Annotated in this window: 10 protein-coding genes; 5 read left to right on the forward strand and 5 right to left on the reverse strand. The window is 54.1% G+C overall.

The window, feature by feature from the left end:
- Positions 1 to 379: 379 nt before the first annotated feature.
- Positions 380 to 859, reverse strand: a complete 480-nt coding sequence (gene lspA, locus NP589_RS20290) for a signal peptidase II (protein WP_256608597.1) — start codon at positions 857 to 859, stop codon at positions 380 to 382.
- Positions 852 to 3,683, reverse strand: a complete 2,832-nt coding sequence (gene ileS / locus NP589_RS20295; protein WP_256608598.1) for an isoleucine--tRNA ligase — start codon at positions 3,681 to 3,683, stop codon at positions 852 to 854. The genes lspA and ileS overlap by 8 nt, the downstream gene beginning before the upstream one ends.
- A 439-nt stretch (positions 3,684 to 4,122) precedes the next feature.
- Here ileS and NP589_RS20300 point away from each other — a divergent pair, with 439 nt between their 5' ends.
- Positions 4,123 to 4,725, forward strand: a complete 603-nt coding sequence (locus NP589_RS20300) for a nitroreductase family protein (protein WP_256608599.1) — start codon at positions 4,123 to 4,125, stop codon at positions 4,723 to 4,725.
- 45 nt (positions 4,726 to 4,770) lie between these two features.
- Positions 4,771 to 6,168 (forward strand): sensor domain-containing diguanylate cyclase, encoded by a 1,398-nt coding sequence (locus NP589_RS20305; RefSeq protein ID WP_256608600.1) that lies wholly within the window; start codon positions 4,771 to 4,773, stop codon positions 6,166 to 6,168.
- Here NP589_RS20305 and NP589_RS20310 read toward each other — a convergent pair.
- Positions 6,165 to 7,238, reverse strand: coding sequence for a TIGR03790 family protein (locus tag NP589_RS20310; protein WP_256608601.1), 1,074 nt, complete (start codon positions 7,236 to 7,238; stop codon positions 6,165 to 6,167). The two genes, NP589_RS20305 and NP589_RS20310, sit on opposite strands and share 4 nt — an antisense overlap.
- A gap of 244 nt (positions 7,239 to 7,482) precedes the next feature.
- Between NP589_RS20310 and NP589_RS20315 the strand changes: the two genes are divergently transcribed.
- On the forward strand, positions 7,483 to 7,914 hold the full coding sequence (locus NP589_RS20315) for a DUF2721 domain-containing protein (RefSeq protein ID WP_256608602.1): 432 nt from the start codon (positions 7,483 to 7,485) through the stop codon (positions 7,912 to 7,914).
- 48 nt (positions 7,915 to 7,962) lie between these two features.
- Here NP589_RS20315 and NP589_RS20320 read toward each other — a convergent pair whose 3' ends face one another.
- Together NP589_RS20320 and NP589_RS20325 are read right to left on the reverse strand one after the other, a co-directional pair.
- On the reverse strand, positions 7,963 to 8,349 hold the full coding sequence (locus NP589_RS20320) for an MAPEG family protein (RefSeq protein ID WP_256608603.1): 387 nt from the start codon (positions 8,347 to 8,349) through the stop codon (positions 7,963 to 7,965).
- A 184-nt stretch (positions 8,350 to 8,533) separates the two neighbouring features.
- Entirely contained in the window at positions 8,534 to 9,160 is a 627-nt protein-coding gene (locus tag NP589_RS20325) for a DUF998 domain-containing protein (RefSeq protein WP_256608604.1), read from the reverse strand.
- A gap of 215 nt (positions 9,161 to 9,375) precedes the next feature.
- On the opposite strand from NP589_RS20325, the gene NP589_RS20330 reads away from it, so the two are divergent.
- Positions 9,376 to 10,056, forward strand: a complete 681-nt coding sequence (locus NP589_RS20330; RefSeq protein WP_256608605.1) for an SDR family NAD(P)-dependent oxidoreductase — start codon at positions 9,376 to 9,378, stop codon at positions 10,054 to 10,056.
- Positions 10,057 to 10,103: 47 nt separating this feature from the next.
- The gene (locus NP589_RS20335; protein ID WP_256608606.1) at positions 10,104 to 11,363 is read left to right on the forward strand and encodes an NAD(P)/FAD-dependent oxidoreductase; all 1,260 of its coding nucleotides are present in this window, start codon (positions 10,104 to 10,106) and stop codon (positions 11,361 to 11,363) included.
- The last annotated feature ends 93 nt before the right edge of the window (positions 11,364 to 11,456 follow it).

An 11,456-nucleotide genomic window follows, 5' to 3' on the forward strand; every position in this document is an offset into this window, starting at 1 on the left:
GGTTGGGTTTTCTCCCGTATGCCGCGCCGAGCACCGGAGCTTTTGAACAGATCAGCCCGCAGGGGTGCGGCATGGATGCCGCACGTTGCCGAAGGGGCAGGAAGCCCCTTTCGGCAACCCTGTTCAAAAGCGAGGAGCGCAGGAAACAAGCGGCAGCCGGGTGGCCTTTCTTTTGGTGACTTTTCTTTGGCCAAACAAAGAAAAGTTACTCGGCTGTCGGGCCGAGACCCGACATTTAAAATAGGCCGTCGCGTTAGCGACACCTTATCCCCTAGCCCCTCGGCAACCGTTCCGGACGTTGCCCTACCTCCTGCATCCATACAGTCGTCTTTTTCAAAGAGGGGAACGCATTGGATATAAGCATATTTTGGTGTTAAGCCTACTCCAAAACATCCACAACTTTCCGCCCAACCCCAAAACTCTCCAACAACATCAACCCCACCCCAATACAAATCGCCGAATCAGCAATATTGAACGCCGGCCAGTGCCAGTCTTGGTAATAGACATCCAGAAAATCGATCACATAGCCGTAAGCCACCCGATCAATCAGATTGCCGATGGCGCCGCCCAAGACCAGGGACAAGGCCACGGCCATCAAGGTCTCGTGCTTTTGCAAGCGATGCAGCCAGACCGCAATGATGCTGCTCATTACCACCGCCAAGCCGGCGAACAGCCAGCGTTGCCAGCCGCCGGCCTGAGCCAGAAAGCTGAAGGCCGCGCCGGTGTTATGCACGTAGGTCAGGTTGAAATACGGCAGCAACGGAATCGACTCGAACAACTGCATCGAGCCGTCCACCGCCAGCTTACTGGCTTGATCCAGCACCAGCGTCACGGCGGAAATCCACAGCCACTTAAGCATAACGACGGGTCTCGCCAGGGCCGGCGACGTTTTCCACGCAGCGTCCGCACAATTCCGGATGCTCAGGGTTTTCGCCGATGTCGTAGCGTTGGTGCCAGCAGCGCACGCATTTTGCATGTTCGGACACCGTCACTTTCAATTTCACGCCTTCCAATTCGGTCGCCACCGCATCACTCGGACAGAATTGCATGTCGGCGACACCGGCGTTGGAGGTGATGAACACGAAATGCAGTTCACTCGCCAATTTGTTCAACTCTTCCCCGTAGGCAGCGTCGCAATACAGCTCTACCTCCGCATTCAAGGATGCGCCGATTGCCCCGTCTTTGCGCAAGGTTTCCAGTTCTTTGGAGACCACAGTACGCACCGCCATCACTGTGTCCCAGGTGTCGCGGCTGATAGTGGCGTTGGCATCCAGCGGGAACAGGCCTTCGTACCAGGTTTCCAGAAATACCGATTCGCTGCGCTCGCCGGGAATGAATTGCCATAATTCATCAGCGGTGTAACTGGTGATAGGCGCCAGCCAGCGGGTCAGCGCTTCGATGACATGGTACATGGCGGTTTGCGCGGAACGCCGGGCCAGGCAATCTTCCTTGGCGGTGTATTGGCGATCCTTGATGATGTCCAGGTAAAAGCCGCCCAAATCGATGCTGCAGAAGGTCAGCACTTTTTGATAAATGCTTTGAAACTGATACGTGCTGTAAGCGGCTTTGATTTCTTCCTGCAATTGCCAGGCTTTATCGACGGCCCAGCGGTCTAGGGCCAGCAAATCGTCCTTGGCTACCAAATGCTGCGCAGGATCGAAGCCGTCCAAGTTGGAGAGCAGGAAGCGGGCGGTGTTGCGCAAGCGGCGGTAACCGTCGGAAGTGCGTTTTAAAATTTCCTCGGACACCGACATTTCGCCGCGATAATCTGTCCCGGCCACCCATAAACGCAACACGTCCGCGCCTAGCGATTTCATCACCGTTTGCGGCAGCACCACGTTGCCTTTGGATTTGGACATTTTCTTGCCCTCGGCATCGACAGTGAAGCCGTGGGTCAGCACCTCTTTGTAAGGTGCGACATCGTTCATCGCTACCGAGGCCAGCAACGACGATTGGAACCAGCCGCGATGTTGATCCGAGCCTTCCAGATACAGGTCGGCGGGGAAGCGCAATTGTTCGCGGCGCTCCAAAACCGCCGCATGGGTCACGCCGGAATCGAACCAGACGTCCAGCGTATCGGTCATTTTTTGGTAATGATCGGCGTCGGCACCGATCAGTTCCGCCGCATCCAGCTCAAACCAGGCGTCTATGCCTTGTTGTTCGATGCGCTTTGCCACTTGTTCGATCAACTCGCCGGTACGTGGATGCAATTCGCCCGTTTCTTTATGCACGAAAAAGGCGATGGGTACGCCCCAGGTGCGCTGGCGAGAAATACACCAGTCCGGGCGATTATTCAACATCGCTTCGATACGGGCTTGGCCCCAATCTGGGATCCAATCCACCCGTTTGACCTCGTTTAACGCCGTGTCGCGCAGGCCGTTTTTCTCCATGGAGATGAACCATTGCGGGGTGGCGCGGAAAATAATCGGGGTTTTGTGGCGCCAGCAATGCGGATAGCTGTGCAGCAAGGCGTGGTGATGCAGCAATTTGCCGCGCTCGCGCAAGACTTCCAGCACTTTTTCGTTGGCGGTGAACACATGCAGGCCGGCGAATAATTCGGTACTGGGCAAAAATACGCCGTTGCTACCCACCGGATTGTCGACCGGCAGGCCGTATTTCATACCAACCACATAGTCTTCCTGGCCGTGACCGGGTGCGGTATGCACCGCGCCGGTGCCGGCATCGGTAGTGACGTGGTCGCCCAGAATGATCGGCACTTGCCGGTCGTAGAACGGATGTTGCAATAACTGGTTTTCCAGCGCCGCGCCTTTGCAGTAGCCGACGATGTGATGCTCACCAATGCCGTAACGCAATACCACGTCTTTCAACAAAGCTTCGGCGATGACCAAGCGTTCGGTTTGGCCGTCGATTTCGCATTGCACCACCGCATATTCCAAATCCGGGTTCAGTGCCACGGCTTGGTTGGCCGGTAAGGTCCAGGGCGTGGTAGTCCAGATCACTACCGACAGTGGCCCTTTGCCTTCGCGGTCGCCGGCATGGTGGCACTTTTCCATAAACGCATGCTCTTCTACCACGGTGAAACGCACGTCAATCGCTGGGGAGTGTTTGTCTTCGTATTCCACTTCCGCCTCAGCCAGCGCCGAGCCGCAATCGGTACACCAATGTACCGGCTTGGCGCCTTTGCTCAAGTGGCCGTTCGCGGCGATTTTGCCCAAGGCGCGCACGATGTCGGCTTCAAAGGCAAAATCCATGGTCAGATAGGGATTATCCCAATCACCCAAGACGCCCAAGCGGATGAATTCTTCTTTTTGGATGTTGACTTGCTTTTTGGCGTAGGCGCGGCATTCCTTGCGAAACTCGGCAGGCGTGACTTTAACCCCGGCCTTGCCAACCGATTTTTCCACCATCAATTCGATAGGCAGACCGTGGCAATCCCAGCCCGGCACGTAAGGCGCATCGAAACCGCTGAGGGTTTTGGATTTGACGATGATATCCTTCAATACTTTATTCACCGCATGGCCGATGTGAATTGCGCCGTTGGCATAAGGAGGGCCGTCGTGCAGAATGAATTTAGGCCGACCGGCGCAGACCTCGCGAATTTTTTGATACAGCTGATTGTCGTTCCATTTTTTCAGCATCTCCGGTTCGCGTTGCGCCAGATTGGCTTTCATCGCAAACTCGGTCTTGGGGAGGTTAAGGGTTTGTTTGTAATCCATGGTCATGATGTTGTCTGCGTTGCATTCCAGCGGCTGGGTTGCGGACTTAGGCCGCTGAAAATAACGGTTGCGCCGATTAGCCGAATGATTCTAAGGATGATATTAAACGCGCGATTTTAGCACCAACTGCCAAGTGGCATAAAGCCTACTCGGCGCTTGGCAGCGAACCGTGCTAAAAATAGACGGGACGGCGTTGGCGAGTTACCATCCGTTAGCGTATCCGGTTTGCTGATTTACGACATTTACCGGCGGGTTTATGCGTGGCACACGGCTGGTTATAGGCCGCTTCGGCACGCGCTAAATATTTTATTGCCCAGTTCCTTAGATATCGTCGCTCCCGCGAAGGCGGGGGCCTAGCGGCTATAATGGATTCCCGCCTGCGCGGGAATGACGAAGTCTTGGGATCCAAGGGCCGGGTTAATAATCACACACGAGGGGCTCAGCCATGCAACATAAACGCGCCAACACCCAGGTAGACATTCACGATTTAATCGCGAGCCGCTGGAGCCCGCGTGCTTTCGATCCGGATAAAGCGGTGAGCCACCAGGATTTGACCGCCGTTCTGGAAGCGGCGCGCTGGGCGCCGTCCTGTTTTAATGATCAACCCTGGCGCTTTGTGGTTTGTGACAAGAGCCGCGACGCGTCGGCCTGGCAAAATGCCTTGTCGGTAATTGCCGAAAAAAATCAGCTCTGGGCAAAAAACGCTCCGGTGTTGATCCTGACGGTGGCGATGGCCAATTTCAATCACAACGGTAAAGCCAACCGTTTTGCAGCCTACGATACCGGCGCCGCCTCCGTGAGCTTGTGTTTACAGGCCAACGCCTTAGGCTTAGTCACCCATCAAATGGGCGGTTTCGATGCCGATAAAGCCCGGCAAGTGCTGAATTTGCCGGACGACTGTACGCCGATGGCGATGTTGGCATTGGGCTATCAAGCCGAGGCGAATACCTTGGCCGAAGATTTTCAAGCCGGCGAGCAGGCGGAACGCAGCCGTGCGGCTCTGGAGCAGCGATTTTATCTGGGGCAATGGGGCGAAGCGTTTAAATAAGCGCCACCGTTACTCATGAACTTCCAACGCAATTGAGTAGCGTGCATGAAAAACGTTAAAACCTCCTATGCACGCAGTCTGATCGAAGCCAGTCTCGATCCGCTGGTCACCATCAGCGCCGACGGCAAGATCATGGACGTGAACAGTGCTACCGAAAAAGTCACCGGCGTACCGCGCCAACAGCTCATCGGCAGCGATTTTTCCAATTACTTTACCGATCCGCAAAAAGCCCGCGACGGTTATCGCTTAGCGTTTTCGCAAGGCAAAGTCACCGATTACCCGCTGGCTATCTGCCACGCTTCCGGCCAGATCACCGAAGTGATGTACAACGCCTCGGTTTATCGGGATGAAAAGGGCGACGTTGCCGGAATTTTTGCCGCTGCCAGGGACGTTACCGCGTTAAAAAAAGCCCAAAATGAATTGGAAGCCGCGATTTTGCATATGCAATTAATCCGCGAGATGACCGATTTGTTGCAGAGCTGCCAAAAAATGGAGGAGGCCTATCCGATTATCAAAGCGGCATTGGTACGCTTGTTTGCCGGTTCCGTCGGCGGACTTTATATGCTGGATGCCGCCGGTAACTCGCTGGTGTTGGTCGATGCTTGGGGTAGCGGGGAAAGCGAGCTGGAATCAGTGTTTACCCCGGATGAATGCTGGGGCATGCGGCGTGGTTGCATTCATATGGCGCGCGTCGGCCAAACCATCAATCCGGTCTGTAGCCATGTAAAACCGGGGGCCAGCCCTTACCTGTGCATTCCGCTCTTAGCGCATTCGCGGGCCTTGGGTTTGATTTATATCGAACGCCGGTTTACCAGTGACAACCCGGAAGATATTCAACGCGAGTTATCGATAGCCGAAGCCGCCGCCGATAGCGCCCGGCTGGCCTTGGCCAACTTGAGCTTGCGCGAGGAATTGCACGAGTTATCGATACGCGATCCGCTAACCGGTTTGTTCAATCGGCGCTTTCTGGAAGAAGTGTTGGACCGGGAATTGTTGCGGATGAGCCGCTGCGGCAAAATGCTGGCCGTGGCGATGATAGATATCGATCATTTTAAAACCTTCAACGATAACTACGGCCATGACGCCGGCGACGAAGTTTTGAAGAAAACCGCGCAGTTGATGAACGGTTTTCGAGAAGGCAGCGATATGGTGTGCCGTTTCGGCGGCGAAGAATTCGTGGTGGTCACCACCGAAATCCAGCCGGATAAAATCTTGCAACGGCTGGAAGCCTTGCGTGCGGCTATCGAAAGCTTATCGCTGAAGTTCGGTAATCATCAGTTGCCGCAGGTGACGGTATCGGTAGGCGTGGCGATTTATCCGGTCCACGGCGGCAATCGGCTCGATCTGTTAACCCGTGCCGACCAAGCCCTTTATGTCGCCAAGGAAGCCGGCCGCAACCGGCTTGTCGTCGCGGATGACGGGACGGACGGCGCGCGCGACTAGTGAGTCGGCGCTTGGCGCGGCTGATAGGCAAACGGCTTGGCCAGCGGTTCGCCGACGAAAATACCCTGGCCGGGTTGGGCGACGCTTTTCCAATAGGCTTCAATTACGCTGCTGCCGCGCAGGTAGAAGTACATCAATACGCCCGGATTGGGAAATTTGGCCGGGAAATTACAGGGTTCCACCACCGCGCCATAGCTGGCGGTAGCGCCGGCCCGCAGCCATTCGGTGATATTCATCTGATCGCTGCCCGACATCACACCGCCCGAGGAGGTGAGATGGTCGGCAACAGCGCCCGGTAAGTAGCGGTTATCCGCCAGATGCGGCACCTTGGTCAAGCCGGTGAAATAAAACATCACGTCCTGGCGTCCCTCAATGTATTCTTGCTCCAGATAATGCACAGGCCAAAAGCTGGTCAGCGATTCGGCCACTTTTGGAAACAGCACGGCTCTGGAGCTGCGGGCTTGGTCCGAGGTTTTTAATAGATACGCCGAGCCTTGCGGATGCGAATAATCAGCGGCGACGCCGGTATCGATCAGTTTTTTCGCCTCCGCGAAGGTCTTGCCGGCCACGGCCATGGTCGGCCGCCAGCCGTGCGTTTTAAACGGCTTATCGGTTTCGGAGGTGAAATACGGGCTGTTATGGGTTTGTACGCAGCCTTTTGCGCAAAAGGATTCGCTAAAACCGGCCGCGAAGGCCGTGGTGATGGACATGCAATCGACGCGAAACGGTTGCAGCCAGGTTAAGGCAAAGGCCTGTACATGCTCGGGAGTTTTTTGATCGACTTCCTGCTTAACCTGCTCGAATTGTTGTTTGGACATTACCGCCTGTTTCGGCGCAAAACGCACATGTATCATCTGTTCAGCCGGGATTTGCCGCTGTTTTTGATAATAAGCGGCAATTTCCACACTTAACGGGTCGGCGTCGTTGACGATAACCGCCAGATCATGGCCGGTCAGCGCCGCAGACGGCCGATACATTGGCGAGACGGGGGCGGCCAATGTTGGCGTGAAAAGCAGCTGGCTGAGGATAAGCCCTATCAGGGCGAATTTGCATGAATTAACGGGAAACACGCGTTACTCCGTGAGGTTGGCGGTCGAATTAATCGGATCGGTCACTTTAACCGGACACTAATTAAATGCAACATTCATTGTAAAATTTTTCGACAGTGGACAGCTTCCACGTTTCACTTGTCCAATTTAACCCGGCCGTTAAATCTCGTCGCTCCGGCCGTCGCGGGAACCACGAATCCAGGGCATTCAACGGCCGGGTGAATAAATGCGGTACTTTTAATTTTCAATTTTGCGGATAGTCATTATGGATGCCATAGCCAACATACCGACAGTTGCCCATGTGATTCAACAAGCGGTTGCTCCGGTTTTTTTGCTCTCCGGCGTTGCCGGTATTTTGGGGGTATTGACCAGCCGCCTGGGGCGCACCGTGGACCGGTTCCGTTTGCTCAGTGATCTCGATGGCGCGCAAGCCGAGCAACATTATCCAGAGTTGCAGATCTTGACGCGGCGGGCACGCTGGAATCAATGGTCCATTATCATGTGTACCACTTGTGCCTTACTGGTTTGCCTATCCATCGTCGCCATGTTCGTCAGCGTGGAATTAGCCATCGATCTATCGGATGCGGTCTCGCTATTGTTTGTGGCGTCGATGCTGGCGCTGATAGGTGGGCTCTTATGCTTTCTCAGAGAAATCGCCCTGGCTACGGGTATTCTAGCGCTACTCAAACGACCTTAAGCTATTAAGCAATTCCAATCGTTGTGGTCTGCAAAGCGTCAGCGAATGCTACCCGAATGCCGCGTTAGCGGCGTAACCCAGATTAGCCACGGCCAAGCCGATCAAGGTAAAAATAGTGATTTGCATGCCAAGTACGCGTTGATGCAGATTTGCGCGCAGCAAGCCTCGGGCGTGCACCACTCGGCCCAGGATGATCGCCACGCCGCCGGCGTGCAGCAGCGCGGCGTTACCGCCGCTCAATTCCAGTAGAGCCAATAAAATCAGCAATATCGGTATGTATTCCGTGGCATTGCCTTGGGCCCGGATGGCGATTTGCAAATCGGTTTCGCCGCCATCGCCGAAAATCACTTTTTTCGCCCGCCGCAGTTTGATCACCCTCAGTGACAACCAGACTATCAGTAAGGCCGCCAATGCGGCATATAAAGCACTTATCACATTCTTCTCCAGTTGTTTTTGAGTTGGGATTTCGGTGGTGTAAATCCTGGAAAGTTCCGGCCATCAACCCGGACCTTAAATTTTATACTCCACTGGGGCGACGGAAGAACGCCTGCATTCGTGGGAGCTGACGACATTTAAGAGCCGGGTGAAAAACAACATAGCGCAGTTTGAAGGAAGTACGCTATTCATCCGACAAAGCAGATGCGCACAATAAATACACGGCAAACACCAGCGTCCAGGTGGAGAGTACGCCGGTTGCCAAGTGTTCGAACAGGCCGGGAGTTTGGATGGGATTGGCCTCCCACGTCATAAGAAAAAGTAAAGTTGCCGCCAGCAGGCCGCTGCTAATCGAGTAAGCGCTAAGCATGCCCAGCCAAGGGTGGCGGCGGAATATTATGCCGCAAACAACTGTCGCCAGAATAGCCGCGGAAAACCCGGCCATCGCAAACAGCCGATGTAATTCCTGACTGGACGACAAACCATTGCAGCCTGGGTCGCAGGCGTACACGCCGGCCCCAATACGTCCTACTCCGTCCAGGCCGATTAGCATGGCAAGTAGCGCCGCACGCCAACCTTTGCGGAGAGTTGCAGGAAGGGCGGCGGCAAAACACACATATAAAAAGCCGGCGAATCCGAAGCCTATGTAACGCATCGGAATTTCCGTGATACTACCGCGTTCGCCCAGCTCGCTGATGTACTGATAGCTGTGACTGAACTCCGGGCGCATGGCGCCAGCCAGACCAATCAGCGACAGCCATATTACCGGGGCCGCGATGCCGCAGCAGATGCCTGATCGGCTTAAATTCATTCGCAATTCTCGCAACATAAAATTGAATAGTTTATCCCGCTCAGCTTAGCCGCGCGCAGCGCATTGACTAACCGCATCCGCAAGGTAGCCTCTGGAACACGGGGGGCTAGTGGTGCAAAACTCAGTCTGTTACGGCGCATACAAGAAGAAATCATTAGCACCCCCACCGCAACATTACAAACTTGTTTGGATTTATGGGCTGACCGAGGCACATCATGCGCAATATTTTGATTGTAGGAGCCAGTAGCGGGATAGGCGCGGCGCTTGCCGGTTTGGCTCGGGGGCAATCACAAGTCTACTCCTTAAGCCGTTCCGCTGCGGTGCCCAACGTGTTCAAGCACTTTAGCTGCGATGTATTAAGCGACGCATTGCCGGCCATCGATGAACCTTTGCATGGTTTGGTGTATTGCCCCGGTAGCATCAACTTAAAGCCGTTCCCCAGGATCAAGCCCGAGGAGTTTATTGCGGATTTGGAACTGAATTTAATCGGCGCCGTGCGCTGTTTGCAGCATTACCAACGCAATCTGCAAGCGGCAGAGGGTGCCTCTGTCGTGTTGTTTAGCACCGTGGCGGTGCAAACAGGCTTTCCTTTCCATGCCACCGTATCGGCGTCCAAGGGTGCGATAGAGGGCTTGACCCGCGCCTTGGCGGCGGAATGGGCGCCGAAAATCCGGGTAAACGCTATTGCGCCGTCATTGACCGACACGCCATTAGCGGAAAGTTTACTGCGCGAAGACAGCAAAAAACAGGCCGCCGCAGCCCGGCATCCGCTGAAGCGCTTGGGGGAAGCTGAAGATATTGCGCAGATGGCCTGGTTTTTATTGTCTGAACATGCCGCCTGGATTACCGGGCAAATCATGCATGTCGATGGGGGAATCTCTGCTATCAAGATTTGATAGCCGCTGGAAAACAGATTTGCAGTGCCAGACTGCACGGAGATTCGATGAACAAGCACTATCATACCGTGGTGATTGGCGGAGGCTGTCTCGGCGCGGCATGCGCTTTTTCGGTGCAACGCCGGCTGGGGAATAAACGAGGCAAAGTGGCTATTATCGAAAAAAAAGTCCTGGGTGCCGGTCTTAGTTCCCGGCATAGTGCCATCGTCCGTTCCGCCAATGCCTCGCCGATGGCGGCCAGGATGGCTAAAATCGCAACCCAATACTGGAAAAATCTCAAACCGCTCTGGGGTGTCAATATCCCCTACGAGCAACCCGGCGCGATCTGGATTGCCGACAATACTACCGGAAGCGATTCTGAAAGTTGGGCCACGCTCGAGCAGATGCTGCAACAGGAAGGAATAGACTTTGCGATGCTTGCGCATCGCGATGTCATGGATCTAAGCCGTCAGGCCCTAAAAACCGTGCCGGACGAAATGTATTACTACGAGCCGGACGTGTTGCAGCTGGATTCTCCGCAGATCTTAAACGCTATGCAAACGGCCGCTAAAAAGAACCGCATCGATGTGCTGGAGCATTGCGACGTCATCGACTTTGAATTTACCGGGCAAGGTATCAGTGCCCTACATACTAGCCAGGGCAAATTTTTTGCCGAACATGTGATCAATGCTGCCGGGGCTTGGAGTGGCGAATTGTTCGCCGGAATCGGCTTAAGCATCCCGGTCGCTTTGGAGCCCGTGTATGCAGCCAACTTTCTGGTGAGCGTAGACGATATTCCCAAGGGAATGCCCATCATTGCCGATTATGTCAATCAAGCCTATTTTCGGCGCTGGCGCGGCAGTATTTTGCACATGCATCAACCGCGCAGTCGCAACGTCAAGGATATTGCCCGCGCATTTAGCCGAACCGCGATGAATCCCGAGGGCGCCAATGTGATTTACGACGCGCTGAGTTTTAATGTTACCCATCAACAGCTCGATAATTATCTGGGCAAAGTAATGAATCGGTTTCCGAAAATCGGTAAACCGGTCTACGCCGGCGGCTATTATTCGTTTTTCGATATTACGCCCGATTTGAAATTTATCCTTGGTGCAGATACCCAGTTTACTAATTTGTACTACTGCTTGGGCGCCGGTCAGGCTTTGAAATACGCGCCTATTTTCGGAGAGATAATTGCCGACTTAATTACCGAAGGCGGGGTTATTCTAAATTCTATTGATATTGATGAATTTTCCATCGCCAGATTTTCAAATAATGACATTTCTCGATATTGGCAGGCTAATGCACTGAAGCAAAGCAGCTTGTAACTTCCAGTTATTATTAATCAAGGATTTAATCCTGCTGGTTTTTATTGTCCTAATTATTTCTATTGAATATTTAAATAAGGTGATAATAGATTT

Origin of the sequence: Methylomonas rosea, assembly GCF_024505055.1 — a bacterium.
GTDB lineage: Bacteria > Pseudomonadota > Gammaproteobacteria > Methylococcales > Methylomonadaceae > Methylomonas > Methylomonas rosea.